This is a genomic window from Aquimarina amphilecti, from assembly GCF_900109375.1.
Lineage (GTDB): Bacteria > Bacteroidota > Bacteroidia > Flavobacteriales > Flavobacteriaceae > Aquimarina > Aquimarina amphilecti.
Window position 1 is genome coordinate 903,136 of sequence record NZ_FOAB01000001.1, and the last position, 24,580, is coordinate 927,715.

24 protein-coding genes are annotated in these 24,580 nt (G+C 30.9%); 9 read left to right on the plus strand and 15 right to left on the minus strand.

What is annotated here, in order from left to right; genetic code table 11:
• Window positions 1–9 precede the first annotated feature (9 nt).
• From BMY33_RS03975 to BMY33_RS03985, 3 genes are read left to right on the plus strand one after another with little or no spacing between them, the layout of a single operon-like run.
• Window positions 10–699: an LOG family protein gene (locus BMY33_RS03975; RefSeq protein WP_091405896.1), complete on the plus strand. Its 690-nt coding sequence runs from the start codon at window positions 10–12 to the stop codon at window positions 697–699.
• Between the two features lie 38 nt (window positions 700–737).
• Window positions 738–1,988: a hypothetical protein gene (locus BMY33_RS03980; protein WP_091405898.1), complete on the plus strand. Its 1,251-nt coding sequence runs from the start codon at window positions 738–740 to the stop codon at window positions 1,986–1,988.
• Window positions 1,985–4,813: a gluzincin family metallopeptidase gene (locus BMY33_RS03985; RefSeq protein ID WP_091405901.1), complete on the plus strand. Its 2,829-nt coding sequence runs from the start codon at window positions 1,985–1,987 to the stop codon at window positions 4,811–4,813. The genes BMY33_RS03980 and BMY33_RS03985 overlap by 4 nt, the downstream gene beginning before the upstream one ends.
• Before the next feature lie 31 nt (window positions 4,814–4,844).
• Here the strand turns inward: BMY33_RS03985 and BMY33_RS03990 are convergent, their stop codons facing one another.
• Window positions 4,845–5,219, minus strand: coding sequence for a hypothetical protein (locus tag BMY33_RS03990; RefSeq protein ID WP_091405902.1), 375 nt, complete (start codon window positions 5,217–5,219; stop codon window positions 4,845–4,847).
• 722 nt (window positions 5,220–5,941) lie between these two features.
• Between BMY33_RS03990 and BMY33_RS03995 the strand changes: the two genes are divergently transcribed.
• Entirely contained in the window at window positions 5,942–8,356 is a 2,415-nt protein-coding gene (locus BMY33_RS03995; RefSeq protein WP_091405904.1) for an alpha-ketoacid dehydrogenase subunit alpha/beta, read from the plus strand.
• Between the two features lie 4 nt (window positions 8,357–8,360).
• Here the strand turns inward: BMY33_RS03995 and BMY33_RS04000 are convergent, their stop codons facing one another.
• Genes BMY33_RS04000 through BMY33_RS04010 form a run of 3 tightly spaced genes read right to left on the minus strand, consistent with a single transcriptional unit; the run spans window position 8,361 to window position 10,689 of the window.
• Window positions 8,361–8,978 carry a hypothetical protein gene (locus tag BMY33_RS04000; RefSeq protein ID WP_091405905.1) on the minus strand — a complete coding sequence of 206 codons (618 nt, stop codon included), beginning with the start codon at window positions 8,976–8,978 and terminating at the stop codon, window positions 8,361–8,363.
• A gap of 31 nt (window positions 8,979–9,009) precedes the next feature.
• Window positions 9,010–9,813, minus strand: a complete 804-nt coding sequence (locus BMY33_RS23360) for a hypothetical protein (protein ID WP_091405907.1) — start codon at window positions 9,811–9,813, stop codon at window positions 9,010–9,012.
• Between the two features lie 33 nt (window positions 9,814–9,846).
• The gene (locus BMY33_RS04010) at window positions 9,847–10,689 is read right to left on the minus strand and encodes a 1,4-dihydroxy-2-naphthoyl-CoA synthase (RefSeq protein WP_091405909.1); all 843 of its coding nucleotides are present in this window, start codon (window positions 10,687–10,689) and stop codon (window positions 9,847–9,849) included.
• A 170-nt stretch (window positions 10,690–10,859) separates the two neighbouring features.
• On the opposite strand from BMY33_RS04010, the gene BMY33_RS04015 reads away from it, so the two are divergent.
• Window positions 10,860–11,342 (plus strand): hypothetical protein, encoded by a 483-nt coding sequence (locus BMY33_RS04015; protein WP_091405911.1) that lies wholly within the window; start codon window positions 10,860–10,862, stop codon window positions 11,340–11,342.
• Window positions 11,343–11,345: 3 nt separating this feature from the next.
• On the opposite strand, the gene BMY33_RS04020 is transcribed toward BMY33_RS04015, so the two are convergent.
• From BMY33_RS04020 to BMY33_RS04040, 5 genes are all read right to left on the minus strand, one after another.
• Window positions 11,346–12,179 carry a CvfB family protein gene (locus tag BMY33_RS04020; RefSeq protein WP_091405912.1) on the minus strand — a complete coding sequence of 278 codons (834 nt, stop codon included), beginning with the start codon at window positions 12,177–12,179 and terminating at the stop codon, window positions 11,346–11,348.
• Between the two features lie 110 nt (window positions 12,180–12,289).
• Complete coding sequence (locus BMY33_RS04025) at window positions 12,290–12,631, minus strand: DUF2853 family protein (RefSeq protein ID WP_091405914.1); 342 nt, start codon at window positions 12,629–12,631, stop codon at window positions 12,290–12,292.
• A 103-nt stretch (window positions 12,632–12,734) separates the two neighbouring features.
• The gene (gene menD / locus BMY33_RS04030) at window positions 12,735–14,459 is read right to left on the minus strand and encodes a 2-succinyl-5-enolpyruvyl-6-hydroxy-3-cyclohexene-1-carboxylic-acid synthase (protein ID WP_091405915.1); all 1,725 of its coding nucleotides are present in this window, start codon (window positions 14,457–14,459) and stop codon (window positions 12,735–12,737) included.
• Window positions 14,460–14,513: 54 nt separating this feature from the next.
• Window positions 14,514–15,596, minus strand: a complete 1,083-nt coding sequence (locus BMY33_RS04035) for a chorismate-binding protein (protein WP_091405917.1) — start codon at window positions 15,594–15,596, stop codon at window positions 14,514–14,516.
• Window position 15,597: 1 nt separating this feature from the next.
• Window positions 15,598–16,023: a PaaI family thioesterase gene (locus tag BMY33_RS04040; protein WP_091405919.1), complete on the minus strand. Its 426-nt coding sequence runs from the start codon at window positions 16,021–16,023 to the stop codon at window positions 15,598–15,600.
• An 84-nt stretch (window positions 16,024–16,107) separates the two neighbouring features.
• Between BMY33_RS04040 and BMY33_RS04045 the strand changes: the two genes are divergently transcribed.
• The 4 genes from BMY33_RS04045 to BMY33_RS04060 all read left to right on the plus strand — a co-directional run bounded on the left by BMY33_RS04045 (window position 16,108) and on the right by BMY33_RS04060 (window position 19,077).
• On the plus strand, window positions 16,108–16,671 hold the full coding sequence (locus BMY33_RS04045) for a TetR/AcrR family transcriptional regulator (RefSeq protein WP_091405920.1): 564 nt from the start codon (window positions 16,108–16,110) through the stop codon (window positions 16,669–16,671).
• 2 nt (window positions 16,672–16,673) lie between these two features.
• Window positions 16,674–17,522, plus strand: coding sequence for an alpha/beta hydrolase family protein (locus BMY33_RS04050; RefSeq protein WP_091405922.1), 849 nt, complete (start codon window positions 16,674–16,676; stop codon window positions 17,520–17,522).
• 13 nt (window positions 17,523–17,535) lie between these two features.
• On the plus strand, window positions 17,536–18,165 hold the full coding sequence (locus tag BMY33_RS04055; RefSeq protein ID WP_091405924.1) for an alpha/beta hydrolase: 630 nt from the start codon (window positions 17,536–17,538) through the stop codon (window positions 18,163–18,165).
• Window positions 18,166–18,291: 126 nt separating this feature from the next.
• The gene (locus tag BMY33_RS04060; protein WP_091405926.1) at window positions 18,292–19,077 is read left to right on the plus strand and encodes a hypothetical protein; all 786 of its coding nucleotides are present in this window, start codon (window positions 18,292–18,294) and stop codon (window positions 19,075–19,077) included.
• A 46-nt stretch (window positions 19,078–19,123) separates the two neighbouring features.
• Here the strand turns inward: BMY33_RS04060 and BMY33_RS04065 are convergent, their stop codons facing one another.
• From BMY33_RS04065 to BMY33_RS04090, 6 genes are all read right to left on the minus strand, one after another.
• Window positions 19,124–19,498, minus strand: a complete 375-nt coding sequence (locus BMY33_RS04065; protein ID WP_244542973.1) for a nuclear transport factor 2 family protein — start codon at window positions 19,496–19,498, stop codon at window positions 19,124–19,126.
• A 7-nt stretch (window positions 19,499–19,505) separates the two neighbouring features.
• Window positions 19,506–20,018: a DinB family protein gene (locus BMY33_RS04070; protein WP_091405928.1), complete on the minus strand. Its 513-nt coding sequence runs from the start codon at window positions 20,016–20,018 to the stop codon at window positions 19,506–19,508.
• 105 nt (window positions 20,019–20,123) lie between these two features.
• Window positions 20,124–21,170, minus strand: a complete 1,047-nt coding sequence (locus BMY33_RS04075; protein ID WP_091405929.1) for a S41 family peptidase — start codon at window positions 21,168–21,170, stop codon at window positions 20,124–20,126.
• 99 nt (window positions 21,171–21,269) lie between these two features.
• A complete protein-coding gene (locus BMY33_RS04080; RefSeq protein WP_139195582.1) occupies window positions 21,270–22,205 on the minus strand; it encodes a helix-turn-helix domain-containing protein in 936 nt (311 codons plus the stop codon).
• A gap of 187 nt (window positions 22,206–22,392) precedes the next feature.
• Window positions 22,393–23,100: a DNA alkylation repair protein gene (locus BMY33_RS04085; protein ID WP_091405933.1), complete on the minus strand. Its 708-nt coding sequence runs from the start codon at window positions 23,098–23,100 to the stop codon at window positions 22,393–22,395.
• A 64-nt stretch (window positions 23,101–23,164) separates the two neighbouring features.
• Entirely contained in the window at window positions 23,165–24,532 is a 1,368-nt protein-coding gene (locus BMY33_RS04090) for an alpha/beta hydrolase family protein (protein ID WP_091405935.1), read from the minus strand.
• Window positions 24,533–24,580 lie beyond the last annotated feature (48 nt).

A 24,580-nucleotide genomic window follows, 5' to 3' on the forward strand; every position in this document is an offset into this window, starting at 1 on the left:
ATAAAATTTATGAGAAAAGAACAACGTCACAAAGGATGGAATGAAATAAAAACAAATGATTCTTGGGCTATTTTCAAGATCATGGGAGAGTTCGTAAATGGTTTTGAAAAAATGAGTAAAATAGGACCTTGTGTATCTATTTTCGGATCTGCCAGAACAAAAACAGATGATAAATATTATCAACTTGCAGTTGATGTAGCTCATAAAATAGTAGATCACGGCTATGGTGTTATCACTGGCGGTGGACCAGGTATTATGGAGGCTGGTAATAAAGGAGCACATTTAGGAGGAGGAACATCGGTTGGTCTAAATATCGACTTACCATTCGAACAGCACGATAACCCATATATTGACAGTGATAAAAGCTTAGATTTTGATTATTTCTTTGTTCGTAAAGTAATGTTTGTTAAATACTCTCAAGGATTTGTAGTAATGCCGGGGGGGTTTGGAACTCTTGACGAACTATTCGAAGCTATTACATTAATACAAACAAAAAAAATCGCGACATTTCCTATTATTTTAGTAAGTACTGAGTTCTGGGGAGGACTAATCGATTGGATAAAGAGTACACTTTTAGATAAATTTGGAAATATTAGTCCTGGAGATATGGATTTAATTCATATTGTGGATACACCGGAAGAAGTATTGCAAATTTTAGATAAGTTCTATGGCAAATACAATTTAAGTCCGAATTTCTAATAGATATTCCTTTTCGCACAAACTCAACAAACTCAATAATGAAAGGATTATTCATATCACTCATGTTATTTTATAGTTTCCAAATTTCTTTTGGACAGACCACTATAAAAACCATGTTTTATAATGTTCTGAATTATCCTACTGCCCCACCCGATAATAGAGAAGAAATATTAGAAACTATAATAGATAGTTATGAACCTGATATTTTTATGATTTGTGAATTGGAAACAGCAATTGGAGGTGAAGAAATATTGAATAATTCATTAAATGATGATAATAGCAACTATTCTAGTGCTCCCTTTTTAAGTAATTTTTCTAACTCGGATGTGGAGTTGCATCAATTATTATATTATAACAATCAAAAGTTTACCCTAATAGAAAGTCAAAGACTAACAACTACTATTAGGGATATTAATTGGTACACTTTAGAATTAATATCAGATGATCAAATTAATAATCCTATTAGAATTGAAATTTTCGTATGTCACCTAAAAGCCAGTAGAGGTTCGGAAAATGAAATAAAGCGATTAAATATGGTCAATGAGTTTATCGATAACTATACTAATCTAGATGAAAATGCTTATATAATTTTTGCTGGTGATCTAAATATATATTCGTCAAATGAACCAGCTTATCAGGCTTTACTAAATATCAACAATAAGATTACCTTGGTAGACCCTATTAACACACCTGGAAGCTGGACAAATAATAATACTTTTACCAGTATACATACACAAAGTACACGTCTTGATAATGATGAGTTTGATGGTCTAGGTAGCGGTAGTGGATTAGACGATCGTTTTGATTTTATCTTAATGTCGGAAAATATGAAGAATAACAATGAATTAAGCTACGTGTCTGATAGTTATCTTGCTTATGGTAATAATGGCAATTGTTACAATGAAAGGATTGATAATGTAGATTGCGTAGGAATATTTGATAGTTCACTAAGGGATGCATTATACAATATGAGTGACCATTTACCAGTGGTAATGGAATTACAATCTAACCAACAATTACTGGATACATCAGAATTTACAGAAATGACAAGGACAATACAATTAAATAATGGTAACATAATTAATGAAAACCTGTCTTTACAAATAACTAATAGTCCAGAACCAATCCATTTTAACATTTACAATACTTTAGGACAAAAAGTACAATCTTTTTCGGCTGACGGTAATGGTATTATTAATATAATCGTATCCGAAATAAGTAATGGAATGTATTATCTTGTTCCAACCAATATAAATAGTAATACCATAAAATTTTTGAAAGTAAATTGAAACGTATCAGAATATTCCATATAACTTCTATTATATTTTTATTGCATGCTAGTATTTATGCTCAGCATAATATTGTCATTAACGGAGTTCTAGATGCTAAAAACAAAGTGATATCAATACAACAAGAAATCACCTTTGTCAATACCTCAAAAGACACTATGCAAGAAGTGTTTTTACATGATTGGGCCAATAGTTTTGTCAGTAAAACTACTCCTTTAGGAGAACGTTTTTCTGAAGATTTTTTAAAACGTTTCTACTTCGCTAAGGATTACGAACGTGGAGCAACTGCTATTGAGTCTATTAAAAATAAGTCTGGTCAAACCTTAAATTTTGAACGTTATAACGAAACACCCGATATACTACGTTTAAATATTAATAAATCCCTATTCCCCGGAGATAGCACTACCTTTAATATTGAATACAAAGTAAAAGTACCTAGTGAAAAATTCACTCGTTACGGTTATCATAAAAATGGAAATTTCAGCTTAAAATATTGGTATATAGTCCCTGCCGTTTATGACACTAAATGGCAAGTATATAGTCACAAACATCTCGATGATTTATACGCTCCTTTATCAGATTACAAAATTAGCTTAACAATACCATCAACTTATGAAATCACAAGTGAATTTGATCAAAAAGAATCATTAAACACTAATGACCAAACTAAAACCATTCAATTACTAGGTAATAATAGAAATGAAGTAAATCTATACTTAGAAAAAAACAGTTCTTTTTATGATTTTAGAATGAATGGAGTAAAACTCATTAGTAATATTGAGGATAACGATTTGATGCCTGAAATGAAAAGTGTGGCAACAAAAAGAATCATTAAATTTCTAAAAGATCGATTAGGTCCTTACCCTTTTGACAAGATATTAGTTTCGGAAAACGATTATAAAAACAACCCGGTATATGGTTTAAATCAACTACCAGATATTTTAAGACCTTTTCCCGATGGTTTTCAATACGAAATTAAACAACTAAAATCCATTACAGAAAGTTACCTAGAAAAGACGTTGATAATTAATCCAAGATATGATGCATGGATTAAGGATGCTATACACATTTATATCATGATGACATATACGGAACAATACTATCCGGATATGAAAATTATAGGAAACCTCAGTAAAATTATTGGATTAAGGTGGTTTCATGCTGCTGATTTAGACTTTAATGATCAGTACTTTTTAGGTTACAAAAATATGGCTAGATTATTTTTAGACCAACCTCTAACAGAACCGCAAGACAAACTAGTAAAGTTCAATAAAAATATTGCAAACGCATACAAAGCTGGAATCGGATTTAAATATCTAGAAGACTATCTAGAAGATGATAATATTCTAGCAGATGCCGTAAGAGAATATTATATTAATAATACTTTAAAAATCACAAATTCTAAGGAGTTCGAAAAAATCTTAAATAAGCTAACCCCAAAGAATATAGATTGGTTTTTTGAAGATTATATCCCAACCAATGAAAAATTAGACTTCAAAATTAAGTCTGTAAAAAAAAGAAAGGATTCTCTAGAAGTCATTATAAAAAATAAAAGAAACAATGTAATGCCTGTTTCGCTAGCAGGGTTAAGAAATGGACAATTAGTTTCTAAAACTTGGGTTACTGACATTGTTGGAAAGAAAAAGGTTAAAATTGCCAATGAAGACATTGATAAACTAGTAATAGATTATGATCAAAATATCCCTGAAGTTAATAGACGAAATAATCATAGGAATATTAAAGGACTTCTAAATAAACCCATACAGTTTAGATTCCTACAAGATGTTGAGGATCCAACCCGAAGTCAAATTTTTTACATTCCAGAATTTGAGTTCAATGTATATGACGGCTTAACCATTGGTTCCAAGTTTTATAATAAGACTTTTATAAGAAGAGATTTTGATTATAGAATAACTCCTAGTTATGGCTTTTTATCAAAAAAACTAATCGGCTCTGCATTTTTTCAATATAGAGATCAAATCGCGGATTACGATCTCTATCAAATCAAATATGCATTTAGTGGTAGTATGTTTAGTTATGCACCAGATCTTCTATTTAGGCGCTTCTCCCCTTCTGTAGATTTTTATTGGAGACCACAAGATCTTAGATCTAATGAACGACAACGCTTATCTATTCGTAGTGTAAACGTATTTAGAGAACGAGATGACAATAATCCTGTAGAAACTCCTGATTATAGTGTATTTAACGTACGATATCGGTACTCTGATTTCAACCTCTTAGACTTCACATCTTATGTATTTGATTATCAGATAGCTAAAAATTTCAGTAAACTATCAACTACTATAAATTACAGGAAAGTATTTTTAAATAACAGGCAACTTAATCTTCGTCTATTTGCAGGAGCTTTTATATATAATGATACAGAAAAAGATGGTGATTTTTTTAGTTTTGCTCTAGATAGACCAACTGATTACCTTTTTGATTTTAGTTATTTAGGGCGTAGTGAAGAAACAGGTTTAGTAAGTCAACAGATTATTATTGCGGAAGGAGGGTTTAAATCTCAGTTGGATTATCCATTTGCCAATCAATGGATCACAACGTTAAATGCAAACACCAATATATGGAAATGGATCTATGCATACGGTGATGCAGGTTTTGTAAAAAACAAAGGGATCTCTCCTAAATTTGTATATGATGCTGGTGTAAGAGTCAGTCTTGTAGCTGATTATTTTGAACTTTTCTTTCCTGTGGTATCGAATAATGGTTTTGAAATTAACCAACCAAATTACAACGAAAAAATTAGATTTATCATTACACTAAGTCCACAAACTCTTATAGGGTTGTTTACAAGAGAATGGTATTAATTATTTTTAATAGAACACTAAAATCAAGCTTCTATAAATACTTCTCACTCTTATTTATAATCTTATCCGGAGCAGTATTCAACAAAAATTCCATAAAAATATACAAGCTTAATACATGGGCTATATTAATAAGAACGGTAAAAATATTATTAAAATAAAATAGTTCATTTATTGGTAATAAGGACACTATAAATATACATAAACAAGACACTATGATTAATTTCAAACCATCTTTATAGGTGTCTTGCATATAAATAAGATACGCCACCAAAATATACATTGTAGAACTAAATAAACATACAATAACTTCTGGTATAGCATCTTTTACCATATCAAACAATAATTGAGAAATTGAATAAATCAAATAAACAACCAACGCAGAACTAATCAAAATTGGTACTGACAAAAAAGTACTCCGTTTTATCGCTTTAACCAATAAATACTTTCTAAGAGCTACTGTACAAAATATAAAATATAAAGATGTTAGAATGCATATTACAGAAAAATTAATTCTGAAATCTGTATAAATAAGAACGTCGCAAAAAATCATTGGAACTAAACTAAGTATATACCAAAAATTAATTTTTTTAACGCTACATAGATACATTGTCCCTATAGAAAATATAGTTAACGGTAAGGCATAGGCTAAATATTTTCTATCAAAAAAAACTGCAATTATTATTACTACCGAAAAAGCAAGATAAAATAATATGTTAGTGAGTTTTATATTTTTCAAAAATTCACGATTACATTAATAATGATAGCTAATATTTCTTCTAAGTTATATTATTTTTTGGATTTGTAGGAAAAAAAGAGAATAAACCTAGGTTCCTACATAGACAAAAACCCAACAAAGTAAATAACAACTCTCGACCATACTGATTAACAGCCATCTAAAATTATAAATTCTAGTTCTAAATTATTACAGCATAGTAAAATGAAGTAACACAATTTTTTAAATGTGAAAATTTTGAATATTTGTTAATCAAGTCTTAAAAAAATTACTCAAAAAAAGAATTCAACAACAAAAAGCTATTTTACATGAATTATCCTCAACAAATTTAATACTTCTTGTCTTGGAATTGGCGTGAATTTTAGCTAAATTTGCACACCGTAAAAAACGTTCACATGCAGCCTGAAACAACTATTACACCTAATATTTCCTTCGAAGAATATAGAAATCAAATACTTAGAGATTATAAAATCGCTTTAACAAGTAGAGAGTGTAGTTTATTGGGCCGACGAGAAGTACTTACCGGAAAATCTAAATTCGGAATTTTTGGAGGAGGTAAAGAATTACCGCAATTAGCAATGGCTAGAGTATTTCGTGATGGTGATTTTAGATCGGGATATTACCGAGATCAAACTTTTATGATGGCCATTGATCAATATAATGTAGAACAATTTTTTGCAGGATTGTATGCACATACAGATATTGAAAAAGAGCCTTTTGCTGCTGGAAGACAGATGGGTGGACACTTTGCTACTCATAGTCTTAATGAAGACGGATCTTGGAAAAACCTAACAAAGCAAAAGAACTCAAGCTCGGATATCTCTCCTACTGCTGGCCAAATGCCTAGACTATTAGGTTTAGCCCAAGCTTCTAAAGTATATCGTAATGAAAAAAGTGTCTCTGAGCACGCAAATTTCTCTATAAATGGAAATGAAGTTGCTTGGGGAACAATCGGTAATGCCAGTACTAGTGAAGGTCTTTTTTGGGAAACCGTAAATGCAGGAGGTGTTTTGCAGGTTCCTATGGTTATTAGTATATGGGATGATGAGTATGGTATTTCGGTTCACGCTAAACACCAGACCACAAAAGAAAATATTTCACTTGTATTAGAAGGTTTTAGACGTGATGAAAAACACGATGGTTATGAAATTATTGTAGTTAATGGTTGGGATTATCCAGCGTTAGTAGAAGCATATGAGACTGCAGAAGATCTAGCTAGAGAACAACATATTCCTGTGATCGTACATGTAAAAGAACTTACGCAACCTCAAGGTCACTCTACCTCTGGATCTCATGAGAGATATAAAAGTGAAGAACGTTTGAACTGGGAACGCGAACATGATTGTAATAAAAAATTCAAAGAATGGATTATCGATCATAATGTAGCAACAGCTGAGGAACTACTTGAACTAGAAAAAGCCTGTAAGAAAACTGTACGACAAGGAAAAAATAGTGCTTGGAATGCTTATATATCAGAGATCAAAGAAGAACAAAAACAAGCATTAATTAGATTAGAAGCTGTAGAAAGTAAAAGTGCAAATAAAAACTTTATTTCTCCTCTCGTAAAAACATTAGCTGATAAAGACGAACCAATTCGAAAAGATATTTTAGAAGCAACTAGAAGAACTTTAAGGTATCTTATTAAAGAAGATTTTCCAGAAAAAGCAGCTCTTCAAAATTGGATTAACAACTATATCGCGGAAATTCAACCAAAATACAGTGACCATTTATATAATGATTTCGATAGCAATGCTACTAAAATAGAAGAAGTAAAACCTCAATATGATGATAATGCTGAAACAGTAGATGCTAGAGTTATATTAAGAGATAATTTTGATCAAATATTTAATAGAGTCCCAGAATCTTTAATTTTTGGAGAAGATAGCGGTAAAATTGGAGATGTAAACCAAGGTCTGGAAGGATTACAACAGAAATATGGTGAAATAAGAGTTTCTGATGCTGGAATTAGAGAAGCTACTATAATCGGACAAGGAATTGGTATGGCTATGAGAGGCCTAAGACCTATTGCAGAGATACAGTATTTAGATTACATACTTTATTGTATCCAAGGATTAAGTGATGATCTTGCTACTTTAAGATACAGAACTTTTGCCAAGCAAAAAGCTCCATTAATTGTTAGAACAAGAGGACACCGTTTAGAGGGTATCTGGCACTCAGGATCTCAGATGGGTGGACTGATTCATTTACTTAGAGGTATACACATCCTTGTTCCTAGAAATATGACAAAAGCTGCAGGATTTTACAACACGCTTTTAGATAGTGATGAACCTGCTGTAGTTGTAGAATGCCTTAATGGATATCGTCTAAAAGAAAAAATGCCATCTAACTTATCTGAAATAAGAACTCCGTTAGGTGTTGTAGAAACTGTAAAAGAAGGTAGTGATATTACATTAATTTCTTATGGTTCTACACTAAGGTTAGTTGAACAAGCTGCTAAGGAACTATTAGCTGTAGGGATAAACGCTGAAGTAATTGATGTACAGTCTCTTTTACCATTCGATCTAACTCACGATATTGTAAAAAGTATTGCAAAGACAAATCGAGTTTTAATTATAGACGAGGACGTTCCTGGAGGTGCTACTGGATACATACTTCATAAACTTATTGACGAACAAAATATTTACCAATACCTAGATAGTGAACCACAAACACTAAGTGCTCGACCACATCGTCCAGCATTTGGAACGGATGGAGATTATTTTAGTAAACCATCTACGGAAGATATTTTTGAAAAGGTTTACGAAATAATGAATGAAGTAAATCCTTCTAATTTTCCTCAGCTAAGATAATAAGTTAGAAAGGGTTTTCTATTTTAATTCGTTTACCTTCTTTATAAGAAATAACAAAAATATTTTTGTCAACGACACCAGATTTAAGCAAAGTTTTTCTAAATTCTTGTGCCTCCACTAGAGTTTCAAAAATCCCTAAGCTTAATTTATAATAAGAAGTGTCGCTGTAGACAAGAGAATTTGTGAACTTTTCTGAGATTAAAGAAACTTTTTCATCAGTAAATGATTGAATTTGAACAGAATACACAGTGTCTTTATTTATCAAACTCCTATAAACATAAAGATCTTTTAAATCTTTTAAATCAGATTGATCATTTTTTAGCTGATTTAATTGATTCTTTAACCCATTAATCTCTGACTGGAAAGAGGTAAATTCTTTGTTTTCCATTACCACCTTATTACCAGAATCCTTATCAACCCAAAACACTAAGTATATAATCAATGCTATTGTAAGTATTAACAACAAAGAACATAGCATTTTGAGCATCATTTTTGATGCTCTATTCCTTTTAAGTTCAACAGATTTATCATTAAGAAGGTCCTCTAGTTTTCGCTGTTCTACTTCAGCTTTTTCAATCTGATAATGCAGTGATAAAAGATCTTCATTTTTAATATCTGGCATTTTTCGGGAGGTTTAATGATACTTTATAGGCTTATGGTAATTTTTGTTTGGTTATTTTATATACAATCCCATCATTCATCTCTAACACCATAATGGGATCATTCGAAATTATTTTTTGAAATGCTTTTAAAGGAAATCCTTTTGAAATTTGATTTAAATTCTGAATTCGTACTTTATCATTTAGTTCTAACCTTCTAAGCTTTGTGTTTGTATTAGAGACATAGTAATTATCGTATAAAAAATATAATGTATCTCCATTTTTATCAATATCATATTCAGCGTCATTATTTTCTTTAGCTTTTTTTACTGCTTTTCTACCTTTATAATACTCAATAAAATCTGCTTCTATAAAAATAACACCATTCGTTCGAAATACATTCTTCACGTAACAATGTTGTTTTTGAAATTTTAATTTCTTTATATCATCCGCACTTTTACCTTTACTACTATCTGTAATGACAGTATCCATAGAAACCTCAGGAATATCATCAGTACGCAAACTTAACTTTTCCTTATAATCAGATATATCAGTCTTAAGCTTCATTAATTCTTCTTGCAAAGAATCATTCATTTTCTTTACCTCATCTATATTCTCCGTAGCATCCAGCGATTGATCAGGACTCGGATTAAAGCCATCTTCATTTAGATAATACATAGCAAAGGACATTCCTATTACTACTAAAAAAAACAAAATCATAAAAATGATGCTATTTCTTTTACTTCTCTTCAATTCTTTGGATATAGAAACAAGACGATCTTCGAGTTTCTGTTGTTTCATACCGGATTTTTCAATCCTATACTGTACAGATAATAATTCGTCTTCCTTATTTTTCATTTTGCATTCTAAATTTCTGTATGATCATTTACATTATGGTATCCACTTAATATCCTTAAAATCGGGCTTCCTTTTTTCCAAAAATGCATTTCTTCCTTCTTTGGCTTCCTCTGTCATATAAGCTAATCGAGTTGCTTCTCCAGCAAATACTTGTTGCCCAACCATACCATCATCAGTAAGGTTCATAGCAAACTTAAGCATCTTTATTGAAGTTGGTGATTTTTCTAGAATCTCCTGAGCCCATTGATAAGCGGTTCCTTCTAATTCTTCGTGAGGTATTACAGCATTTACCATACCCATTTCATATGCCTCTTGAGCTGAATAATTCCTTCCTAAAAAGAAAATTTCACGTGCTTTCTTTTGCCCTACCATTTTTGCTAAGTAAGCAGAACCATACCCTCCATCGAAGCTAGTAACATCGGCATCAGTTTGTTTAAAAATTGCATGTTCTTTACTTGCCAAGGTTAGATCACATACAACATGTAAACTGTGTCCTCCTCCAACTGCCCATCCAGGAACAACTGCAATCACTACTTTGGGCATAAATCTAATCAACCGCTGCACTTCTAATATATTCAATCTATGCATTCCATCCTGGCCCACATAGCCTTGATGCCCTCTAGCTTTTTGATCACCACCACTACAAAAACTATATACACCATCTTTAGTAGATGGTCCTTCTGCAGAAAGTAATACAACCCCTATAGAGGTGTCTTCCTGAGCATCATAAAAAGCATCATACAACTCACTTGTAGTATTAGGTCTAAAAGCATTACGGACATTAGGCCTATTAAATGCTATCCTAGCAACTCCATTTGACTTTTTGTAGGTTATATCTTGATATTCTTTTACAGTTTTCCAGTTTATCGAACTCATTTTATATTTTTTAATGCTATCAAAAATAATACAATATATTGTATCCTGCTACATCATTATAGTAGTTAAATGAAGTTAAAAAAGTAATATTTTTACATCTTTCGTATAAATTAACAGGACTTTTGCACGATTTTTGATATTTTAGACAAAACAGATAATTAAAAATTACCATGAAGATTCTCTTTGGATTCCTATTAAGTTGCATAAGCTTAATCTCTTATGGACAAGAAAAACCTGTGCTAACTATAGACTGGGAAACATGGAACACACTAGTAGCGGAAAATAATACTCAATATGATATAGCTCATAAAGAAATCATTCCTTCTTTATCACATGTCAGAGAAATAATTTCTACTGGTAATTATGTACTAATGGAAATAAATTTAGCCGTTGATTTACGCAAACAACATCTTAGTAACGAAACTCCTATCCTTCTTCTTCCTGAAAACAAGTTCATACAATCTGATTACGCTTTCAATCTTCCGGGAACTACAAATCAGAATCAAAACAATCTTAGATTTACGATAACAGGAAATGGCGGATACAACACAAACAATAGTGGTAAAGGAAATATTCGAAACAATGCATACAGAGATGCAAGTACTTATACAGGAATATATTGTCCAGCAACTGGCGTGCCCCTAACTTATTAAAAATTAATCCACTAAACGAATACCATCTTTTTCTATTACAATCTTTTTAGCTTTATACAAAGACCCAATAGCCTTTTTAAAACTTTTCTTACTTAGCTGAAAAACATCCTTAATATCTTTTGGATCAGATTTATCATTTAGATCAATAAACCCACCGTTCAATTTTAATTCATCTAGTATTTGTTGAGCATTAGGCTCAATTGCGCGATATCCATGTCGCTGCAATGTAAGATCGATCTTTCCATCAGGACGAACTTTTTTAATGTATCCTTTTAATTGATCTCCAGGTGTAATTTTTTGAAAAATTTCATCCTCATATACTAATCCAAGGTGTTTTTGATTTACAATCATATTCCATCCATAAGGAGAAGGATGAGATGCTATCAAATCGACTTCATCATAAGACGATAACAAAACTAATGAATTATCCAAAAACGCATTTGTCTTACTGGAGCCCACTAACCTATTAGTCTCCTCATCTAAATATACATAAACAAGATACCAACTACCTACTCGCATTTTTGAAGCCTGTTCTCTAAAAGGTATAAACAACTCCTTTTCTAAACCCCAATCCATAAATGCTCCGATATCTGAAACTGTAGTACATTTTAAATATGCAAACGAATTCACCTTAGCATAAGGCTCTAAAGTCGTAGCTACGATTCGTTCATCGTGATCTAAGTACAAAAATACCTTGATCTCGTCTCTAATCATAAACTGATTTGGAACATATTTATTAGGCAATAACACTTCATTCCCATCATCATCACTAAGATAAACACCTTGATCTCTTTCTCTTACAAATTCAAGTGTGTTATATTCACCAAGCTTAAGCATCGTTTTATATTTTTGCGCAAAGATAATTGTTTAATCTTCCTCTATACCATATTAAAACAAAAAAGGTGCCCACCTAAGAACACCTTTCATATTTTTCAATACCTGTTATTTTATTTATATACAGATTCCTTTTTGAAATGCTTAGCTAATAAATAATAAACTACTGCTCTATATTTATTTCTATTAGACTTACCATAGGCATCCATAACAGAAGCAATTGCCTCATCTAACTTTGGTCCATCAGAAAGACCTAATTTTTTAATTAAAAAATTCTTCTTTACTGTTTCCAATTCTGATGAATCACTTCCCGATACAGTAGCAGCATCTTTATTATAAATAGAAGGTCCACAACCAATAGTAACCTTAGTTAAAAAGTCCATATCTGGAGTTTGACCTATTTTATCTTTAATATCCGCAGCGTACTTAGTAATTAATTCGTCTCTTTTACTCATAAGGTGATAATGTTTTAGGTTTTAGTTAATTTATTATGTTATCTCAAATATAACTTATTTATAAATGAATTATTCATTTATAAATTATAATAAACTTGTTTTTTTAGACAAAATGCTTAAAATAATCGATTAAAACACTATCATTCTTTTTTCTAGGAGTAAAAATCTCTAATAACTGAGGTGAATCGTTATTCTCATATATTTTCTTTATGGCTTTTTCTAATCCGATTTTATCATTGGCAGTAGTATATCCAATATTAAACATAGAAGACAATTCTTTAGCAGTTAAACTATGTTTTGTTTCAAAATAAGTGCTAAAGTTATGACTCTCAGACTTACCTGGTAAAATTCTAAAAATACCCCCTCCACTATTATTAATCAAAATAATTTTAAAGTTGGAAGGAATAGAATTATTCCATAATCCATTACTATCATAAAAGAAACTTAAATCACCTGTTATCAATGTAGTGGAAACTCCTGAAGCAACAGCTGCACCAATTGCAGTAGAAGTGCTTCCATCTATACCACTTGTACCTCTATTACAATATACTTTAAACGAAGGGTTCAACGAAAATAATTGCGCATACCTAACAGTAGAGCTATTACTTAATTGAATCATCTGATCATTAGGAATAAGATCAAACATCATTTCAAATACTTTAAGATCCGAAAAATCAACTTTTTCTAAATACGCTATATGCCTTACTCTTCTTTGGTTTCTTCTTTCTATCCAATAAGACTTATACTCATTATCAAAAACTTTAATCTCAGGCAAAAAACTAGATAAAAAAGCATTGGGATGCATCTTTACATGCTCTGTAAGGCAAAAATATGTATCATAAGCTTTCTTCTCATCAATGTGCCAATGAACTTTAGGCTGGTAATTACGTAAAAAAGCTTTAATTCTTTTCGAAACCACCATACCTCCAAAAGTTAACAAAATCTCTGGTTGTAGCGCTTCAAAATCTTCCTCACTTAACGAAGTAATTAATTGATCAATACAATTTACATGTGTTTCATGATGAATATTCGAGGTAGTTTCTGTAAAAACTAAAACAGAAGGATCATTAGCAAAATAATCGATCAACCTTTTTTCTATACTATTAGGAGGATTCACACCAATCAATATTAATTTACGTTTTGATGCATTCCACTGCTCAATCATATTAGATCGTAAAGTTTCAGAAATACGATGTTCTATATGTTCTACTGGAATATTTTTAGGTAAAATCGTTGGTTCCGTTATAGTATCATACAAAGGCTCATAAAAAGGAACATTAATATGAACTGGACCTTTATTTTCTATAGCAGTATTAAGAGCAATATTGATCTCTCTTTCATTATGTTTTTGTGCTTCGTGTTGTTTTTGCTTTATCTTAACATCATCAACTACAATCTCAGGGACAATTTCCGAATACAAATTAGCTGAATACAAAATATGATTTTCAAACACATTCTTCTGTCGTATAGTTTGACCGTCCCCTATATCAATTCGTTCGATAGGACGATCAGCACTTAATACTACCAATGGTACATCACTATAAAAAGCTTCTGAAATGGCAGGGTAATAATTAAGTAATGCACTTCCTGAGGTACAAACTAAAGCTACTGGTTTATTAATTTGCTGAGCAATACCTAAAGCAAAAAAAGCTGCACACCGTTCATCGACAATGCTATAACAATTCACACTTGGGTTCTCGGTAAAACCAATTGTCAATGGAGCATTTCTGGATCCTGGAGAAATAACAACATGATAAATTCCTTTTGCTTCACATAAAGCAACTATAGTCTGCGATAAAGGAATTTTAGAATATAAACGTTTCTTCATTCGAGTCGCTAAATTACAATATAGCGGTAAGTAAAGCCAGTGTTTTGAAGTATTTTAATATAAAACCTTTTTCATTGTTTCGGTCTTCCTTACAGTTTCTTCCCATTCCATTTCAGGAATAGAATCTTTGGTAATTCCTCCTCCAACATATAATATAGCACTATCATCATCCATCTCCATACACCTAAGATTAACGAATAAATTAGATTCAGTGCTACCATTGTGATTAATCAGTAATTCTCCTAAAAAACCAGTGTAATATTTTCGCTCATAATACTCATTTTCTAAAATAAATGATTTAGCTCTTTCTTTTGGTAAACCACAAACTGCAGGAGTTGGATGTATAACGCTTATTACATCATTTATATCCGATTCTTTGTTTTTTAAAACACCTTTAATATCTGTTTTAAGATGTAATAAAGAGCCTGCCCTATATGTATAGGTTTTAGATCTTTCGATACGATCCACTTTTGGCGAAAGTTCGTTTAAGACAAAATCAGTTACCATTGACTGTTCTTCAATTTCTTTAGCTCCCCATTTCACTTCCAAAGAATCTACATAAGGTTGGGTTCCAGCTAAAGCCATTGTACTAAACTCATCTTCTCTAATAGTCATCAAAGTTTCTGGAGTAGCGCCAAGCCAGATTCCAATTGCTGGATGATACCATAAATAAACAAATGCACTAGAATAGCTCTTAATTAATCTCTGAAAAATTTTCAGAGGATTCTTATTAGAAAACGATACCTTCTCTTTTCTAGAAACAACCACCTTTTTAAAAAAATCATCCTCGATAGCCTGAATACTATTACTAACTAGTTGTAAATAATTTTCTTTAGAAACTGAATTGCTTACGGAATATGATAACCTATCATGAATACCATGTTCAGTCTCATTATTTGATGTAATCGAAACACTATAAAATTTACTTTTTTCTTTAGGAATTAAAATTGTTCGCTCTCTATTATCAAAAGGAGCAAAAACAAAGCCAGATGTATTATATGAATCTAATTCATACAAAAGATTATCATTTTGTAGAAAACAATTTAATTTTTCCTCTTCAGATTTCTTATACACTACGAATGGTAGCTGATCATCCAAATGGGATTGGATTTTCAGATATAAAGCTGAAATATCCATATTATTTCGATTTAGGTAAAGCTATAGTGGTTAACTTTACTATGGAGATCAAATTACCTTCTTCATTACGTATTTTAATATCCCAAAGTTGAGTCGTCCTCCCTTTATGCACAATCTCTGCTCGTGCATACACATATCCTTCTTTTACACTTTTAACATGATTAGCAGAAATTTCTAATCCCCTTATATAATACTCCTTTGTATCCAAGAAAATATGTGAAGCAGCACTACCTACACTTTCTGCTAGTGCAACCATAGCTCCACCGTGTAAAACACCATCAGGCTGATGAACTTTTGATGTCACAGGCATCTTTGCTACTAAATAATCAACGCCTACTTCACAAAAAGAAATATCTAATGTTTCCATTAACGTATTCTTGCACATTCTAGCACATTGCTCCAATATCTCTTCTTCGGTTAATTTCATAAATTAAATTTTAAGTAAAAATAAACAATGGCATTAAATAATTCTAACTATATTTAGGTATTATTTTAACGAACGTTCAATAAAATGCCTAAAACCAAAACATCCAAAGAAGAAGTCCTTGCTAAAGTAATTCCGGTACTTAGAGAACGAGGTATTTGTAAAAGCAGTATGAGTGAATTAGCAAAAGCTTGTGAAATTCAAAAATCTCATTTCTATTATTATTTTAATAACAAAGAACAATTGATAAAAGAAGTCTTAGCTACAGTCAATAGTTATTTTAAACATAATTTATTTAAGGTAATTGAAAACAACACCCTTACTACGGATCAAAAATTAAAAAAAATTCGCACACTTATTGACAAAATGTTCAAAAACGCCAACAGTGGATGTATTATGGCAAATACCGCATTAGAAACAGCACATTTAGACCCCATTTATAAGGATGAGATCAAACACTTTTTCGAAGATTTCATATCTGGTTTACAAATATTACTAACACCTAACTACTCTAAAGAAGAATCACGATCGCTAGCGGAACAAATGGTCCAAGATTTAGAAGGTGGAATTCTGTTAATGCGGATCTACAATGATCATAAATACATTAATAATGCTGTTTCTAGAATGGAAAAAATAATACTAAAAGGATAATTATGAAATCATTTACTATTCAATCTAACGATGGATACCCTATTTCTGCACACGAGTTTGTTCCTGAATTTTCAAATAACAAAACTATTGTATTTGCTCCCGCTGTCGCTGTACCTCAAAAGTTTTATTTCAATATAGCCAATTATCTTGCAGAAAAAGGATGTAATGTATTCACTTTTGACTACCGCAGTATTGGCACTTCTGACTCTAAAAGCATTCAATCTTTAAAAGATCATGGTTTCTTTTCTTGGGCAATGGACTTTAAAGCTATTTCTAAATATGTGAAAACAAAATTTCCAAATAATATTCAATATATGATCGGTCATAGTTATGGAGGAAATAGCGTTGGCTTTAGCGATGCATATCAATATTATGATAAATACTTAACTATCGGATCGCAATTTGGGTTTTATAAACATTTTACTCCCAGAATGCGCTTTTTAATATATTTAAATTTTAAATTCTTTGTTCCAATTACAACCTCTATTTTAGGATATTATCCATCTAGTTGGTTTGGGTTAGGTAGACCATTAACTACCAAAGCTGCCAAAGATTGGGCTACTTTTTTATTACACCCCGATTCGATGTTACATTTCACTGAAGGCAATTCAGAAACTTATTACCAAAAAATAAAGGAGTCTATGTTACTTATTAGTATAGATGATGACCTTTTTGCTCCCAAAAAATCAGTAGACATACTAGGAGAAAGAGTATATAATAATGCCAAAACTACCAGAAAACACTTAAGTCCATCGAATTATAACTTAAAAACAATTGGGCATTTTGATTTTTTTAGAAAGAAAAATCAAGATATCTTGTGGCCTATAATTGATGAATGGTTTCAACTATAAAAGTGACTAAATTATGCAAAAAGAGGTTGTCTATCAATCCACAAACACGTTTGATACTCTGAATGAATTAACCGATCAAACCAAGACAGTCTGGTTAGTTTTTCATGGGATTGGGTACCTAAGTAGGTATTTTATTCGTTTATTCCAAAGTCTTGATCCGGTAAACAATTATATCATTGCTCCTCAAGCTCCTTCTAAGTATTACAAGAATAATGATTACAAAAGAGTTGGTTCTAGTTGGCTTACCAAAGAAAATACGCAAACTGAAACTAAAAATGTATTAAATTATATAGATGCTATTATGGAATCTGAAAAATTTCCCTCGTCTATCAATTTTGTTGTTTTAGGATACTCTCAAGGTGTCAGCATTGCAAGTAGATGGATAGCGAGTAGAAAAATACAACCTAATGCCTTTGTTATGATTTCTGGTGGTTTCCCTAAGGAACTAAAAAAAGAAGATTTTACTTTTTTAACTAAAACAACCAAAATCACTCATATTCTTGGAGAAAACGATCCTTATTTTGAAATCGACAAGGTAGAAGCTGAAAAAATACGGGTAAAAGGTATAGTACCTCAAATAGAATTTAGGTCTCATCCTGGAGGTCACGAATTAGATATTGAGTCCTTAAAAAACATTGTTTGAGGTTAGAATATTCTTTATAAAAAGACAGTTACAAACTAATTTTACTCAACAAAATTCATCTTCATCTAGTAACATTTTGCAATATTAGGACATATACATATATAGATTCTAACCAAAATAGTTATTATGATAACCAAATACTGCTTATTCATAACACTAATATGCTTATTCTCTTTTAACTCTGTATACTCTTATAAAGATTATTACATCGATCGCGTAACGGGAGAAGAACTTGGATCCGATGGATCTAAAACTAACAATCTAAGAGTCATTGATATCAGAGAATGGAACTACGTAATTGAAGAAAAGGGAGGACCCAGATCTATTTCAGGAATACAAGAACTACACAAAAATAGTTATGTAGTCACCTTTGATGAAAATCAAATACAAAAAGAAGTACAAAGAATTGCTGATGATACTATGAAAGAAGGATTAGAAAATCAGGTTTTCATAGTATTAAATGTCAATAATGGAAAAGTTTCTGCCGTTAGAGATTGGATTCCTGAGCTAAAAACTAATAAAGAGATTATAATTAGTACATATAGTGTAGGTCGAAATAGTGCCCCAAGAGTTGGAGAAGGATTAATGCTTCTTGGACAATTACACGGTCATCCTAAGGAAATTCAGGAAAACAAAAGAAATGTCAGGTCAGTTTCGGGATTTGACATAGAAGTAGCGAAAGAATTAGGAGTTACCATTTTTGCAGTTGACGCGTTTAGTTCTTTTGATGTTTTTGAGTCCAGAAAATCAAAGAAAGGTTCGAAATCACTCCACATACATAGTGTAGGAAAGGATGGGAAAACTAAAAATTTTATTGGTAGAACCTTTGGAAAAAAAGGGGTAAATACTTTTAATTTCTCTAATTATTTTAATTTAATTCTAAGAAGAGAATATCGTGTAAGAATACTATAGTGTTATCTCAATTTTAACAATAGCTTTAAAAAAACTACATTATAGTTTATAAAGCATCTTTCAAAACTCTTGTATTTACAGTATCATATATGATAGTTAATTTTTGAATTTTATTGTCTTTCGTAAGCTCCAATATATCAACAACTTTAAAAGCTACTTTGCTTTTATTTTTAAGTATCCATTCATAATCAAATAATAAAGAAATACGATTAGTGTTCTTCTCCAAAAAAACACCATCTAGATGAAGTTTTGAAGAATTTGTGTCTTCAGACAAAACTTTATAAAATTTAGATGCCGATAATGTTCCATACAAAGGAGACACTACAGTTCCATTATCAGCAAACAAATCGATTATTTGACCAACATCACCCTTTTCGAGTAAAAAAAGATATTTCTTTGCTATTTCCTCCTTAGTTATCATTAATTTCTCAAAGATATCTTTCCTTAATCACTTCTACGTGATGATTCTGATGACCAGAAAGTATATACCCTGCTGCTCTAGTACTCATTGGACTACCACTCGCCTCTCCTATTTGAGTCAACATATCTGTTGTAAATCGCTTATATAATGTAATTGAACTATTCCTTACTGCTTCGAAATCTTCGATAAGTTCTTCAGCACTATATGTATTCGCATTAGAATTAGGAACATAAGCATCTTGATCAAATCCTATCAAGGGTTCTTGGTCTTTTCTCGCAAATCGAAGTGCTCTATATGAAAATATACGTTCTGTATCAATTATATGCTGTATCACCTCTGCTATGGTCCATTTACCATCTTCATAAGCATAAGTCAATTTTTCCTTAGGGATAGCGTTTACAAAATCAATAAACTTCTTCTTTCCTAGCTGTAATCCTTCTATGATATTATTACTTTCTGCTTTGTCTATAAAACTTCCGTAATATGGATTATATTCTCCTTGTGCAAGTAATGATTGCATATATAACTATTTATAAATTATGTCGAAATTTACTAATTCTAGAAACATTCATTGATTGCATTAACAGTTATTTATAAGATAAGCGGATTATACTAAATAGTTAATTTATTTTTTAGCATCAATAAACTTTATTGCCTCCATAACATTCTTGTCTTTAGTTAAATCTTGAAAGTTAGCCTCTTTAATAATCTCTATTTCTGGTTTAATAGTTTTGGTAAACCTCGCAGATTTATCTGTCGCATAGCTTAATGTTATCGCGGCTTTTGTTTTAAATGGCAATTCAAATAAATCATTAGCAGTAGTCAAACCATAACTTTCCTCACCAATAATCACCGTATTTTTTCTTCTTCTAATACCTAAAGCTACAAACTCTTCGGCACTAGCGGTCATTACACCTGTTAATAAAACAACAGGGATTTCAGTTTTAGGTTTAGTAGTTGTCTTTACTTGCGCTTGTATTTTTTGATCCTCATAATAAATACCATTATCAAGTCCCGAACGATTTTTCACATTCTTATCTGCATCCAAATATAATGACACTGTATTATCGCCGATTAAATGGTATAATCCAGCAAGCATGACATTGGAGTTCCCTCCTATGTTTAGTCGTAAATCAATGATCCATCCTTTTATTTTGGTAGAAGTATCCACTTTTATGATGGCATCATATATTTTCTGACTTCTTTCATTTAGTTGCTTTTCTGTTGCATTAAGCAAAAGCATTCCTGGAATGAAGACATACCCATAATGATCATTAATTACTTTTATGTCAAACTTTGGTTCTTCACTGTATTTTGCCAATAAACTACTGTGTAAATCTTCTTTAGTAATTTGTCTTTTGAGACTACTTTGATACATTTTTTTCTCTGAAAAAAGCAATAAATGATCTCCTTTAATAGTATCAAAAAGTTTCGCGCAAACCTCTAATGATTCCTCGAAAGTACTTTTCTTCAAAGCTTCTTTTTTTACAAATGGTTTTATTTCACTCCAGTTAACATTTTTTCGATATAAATAATTAGCTTCTAATTGTTCAAAAAAACTATCATAAAATATATTAATACTGTCTTGAACGGATTCAACTTTTTCTTGACTGTAGCTCTTTGAATAAAATACTGAAATGGTAATGATTACGACTGAAAAAAATCTTTTCATAACTATGGTTTTTAAATTTCACTTCTTCAAAACTATAGGCTATGAAAAGAAAAACACTTCTAAAAAAAGACAAGAATGTCCAGAAAAAAAATATTGGACTTATTCGTTTTTATGATTCTTCTTGTACTGCGTAGGAGTTAGACCTGTTACTTTCTTAAAAACAGCATTAAAAGATGATTTAGAACTAAAACCCGCTTTTTCTGAAATCGCAAGTAATGTAAATTTTTCTTGATCAGAAGAAATTAATAATTTTTTTACTTTTTCTACTCTATATGCATTTATAAAATCAGTAAAAGACATATGATAAGTATTATGAATATATAATGATAATTCCTTTTCAGATATTGATAATAGCAAAGCCAAGTCAGAAACTTTGAAATTTCGATTTGTAAAGGCTTCTTTATCTATTATAAAATGTTCTATTCTATTTTTTAGCAAATCATCTTCTTCCCCTACTACCTCATTAAAATTAAAAGTTTTAAATAATAAGTTTGATTTTGTAAAACCAATAAAACCTATCCAATAGATATACACTGAATTTAATACTAAGATGATGTAATAAAATTTTCCGCTATGCTGTAATTCAAAGGAGTTAGCAATAATCTGATGCAATAAATTAAAAATAATAACAATTACAAACATTTTAGAAAAGACCAGCAGCCATTCCCAATTCTTTTTAGTTGAAACAGATCCTTTTATTAATTTCTTTCTACTTTTAATAAACCTAAGCACACCTATCATAACCAATAGATTAAAAACAAGGTACACAAACTCGTTATATAGAAAAAAGCCGCTTTTATACACATTCCAAAAAATATCTTTATCAATACCAGTGTGAAGTATAAAATACCAGTATGCTCTTAGTAAACCATAAATAATAGCAGGAATAAATAAGATAAACTCATAGGAAAAAATAGCTTTTTCTTTTTTTGAAACCTGGCTTTTGATATAGAAATAAAATCCTACAGCCATCAAATATTTGTAAGGAAAAGGAAAAGAAGCTAAAGGGATGAAACCCACTGAATCAACCCCCATATACAATAAAGCATATCTTAAATTATAAAAAGATAACGAAAATAAAAACAAGGTGTAAAACCAAAATGCTCTTTTATTTTCTTTTCTTTTCGAAAATAAATATACACACAAGGTAAAACCTTGTATTGCACCAAAAAGAACTATGATATTTAAGACTGTATAGTTTATAGTATTCCTTTTATTAAACTCATTTTTTTGGTCTATACATATTTCTCGGGTAATCAGAGATGCGTACGTTTTCTTTTTGCAATTCGTTTAATGCGTCTTTTGCTATCCAAACTGCGGAAGCATTCTTTGATTCTAATAACTGATTAGCAACTTTGATTGCTCTTTTATTTAAATCTTTATTTCGTTTTCCTATATTTCTCAAAGCCCAATTTATTGCTTTTTTCACATATAATCTTTCATCATTTGCTTCTTTTTTAATAATTGGAAAAAACTGTTCAAATAAATCATTATCTGATTTTTTATCAGCCATACAATACGCAGCCATAATTGCAAAACCAGCTCTTTTTTCGAATTCAGGTTCTCTTTTTGCCCAATCAATTATTTTAGCCAACGCAAAATTACTTTTAGAAAATAATCCCATACAGAAACTATCGCAAACTTCCCAATTTTCGAATGTTCTCACCCACTTCTCCATTAACTCTTCGGTAAGATCATTTGGGTTAAACAATTTGCTACATAGCAACCTACCTTCATATATACCACTATCAAAAAGCTTAAGAGCAAGAGCATTCCTATTCTTTCCAATCTCTTTTGCTAATTCTTTTAAATCTTTGTGATATATTCCTAAGGAATTATGAGATACAATACCAAACTTCTTTTGTTTATAAACTACTTTACTCCTGTCTTCAAGTGTATATAAATAAGCTATGATTTCTTCGTACGTCACTTTCTATTACTAAATTGATTCTAAAAAAACATCTTATAAAGCATAAGCTAAAATAGTAGTTATTTTATTTTACCTGTTCCTTTATCCATTTCGAAATTATATCTAATGCCACAGGAGAAAACGTTTGTTCAATATCCGAATATTCATTTAACGAACCTGTTTCAGATTCTTGAAAAAGATGATTAAGATTTTCTAATGCTACAACCTTGGCATCTTTATTACCTCCTTTTTCAAGTGCACTTTTAATTCCTTCTAAATTTTCTTTTGCCAAAACTTGTAAATCTTTATCTCCATTTAGCGCCAATACTGGAACATCAATTGTTTCTAAATATTTCGCAGGTTTGGATCTTACAAAACTAGCCACCTCTGAACTGGTAATTTGTTTCACCAACATTTTTCTTTGATTCTCAGGAAACATATCACCGTATTTATTAGAATAGTATGAATTAATACTATCTTTCAAAGACACATTATCCAAATCCGAATTCACAATTATATCATAAGCTTCTTTTACCACATGCTGACCTTGTTGAATTTGTATTTCGTTCAAACCAAGATCTCTTTCGAAGGCTGCTTTTTGCAACAGCATTAATTCATCTCCGTTTATTCCAGGAGCAGCTAATAGCACTAAAAAATCTAACCCTCCCTTCTCCGCAGCAACTTTAGGAGCCACGAGACCACCAATACTATGCCCAATTAATCCAACTTTAGAATCATTAAATTCTTTTCTTTCTTTTAAAAAGTCTATTGCATACTTAACATCAGAAGCCGAAACATCGATTGTAACAGTATTAAAGTTTCCTTCAGATTCACCCATACCTCTTTCATCAAAACGAAATATAGCTATTCCATTTTTTGTTAAATCATCCGCCAATACAAAATACGGTTTATGACCAAACATGTCTCCATCTCTATTTTGTGGACCACTACCACTAATTATAATAGCTAAAGGATATTTACCCTTCTTTTTAGGCATTGATAAGGTTCCACTTAACTTAATGTTGTCGTCTTTATTGATAAATGTTATACTTTCAGAACGATAATTAAAAGGTGGTTTAGGTTCTTGTGGTCTATTTAAAGTAATAGTTCCTTTTTTCAGATTTAAAGGAATAGGACGACCGTTTTGCGAAAAATCACCAATAATCTCGGCATTTTTATTAAATCTTCCTTTATACACAAGTTTAAGATCAGGAAATAACATTGTTACTACAGAATCTATAATCGTTGTTTCAGTAGCTTTAGCACCACTTAGTCCTTGTTTTAATATACTTAGTGCTGATACATAATCATTAGACACTTTTTTTATATTAAATACTATCTCTAACTTATTTCCATTAATGTTTACTTCTCCAATCCAATCACCAGAAATATCCTGAGAAAACGAAAAAGCAGTAAAGAATAAAAAAAATAAGATGGTGAATATTCTAGTCATTTGTTTAAATATTTTATAAATCAGGATCGTTTACATATTAATAGAACT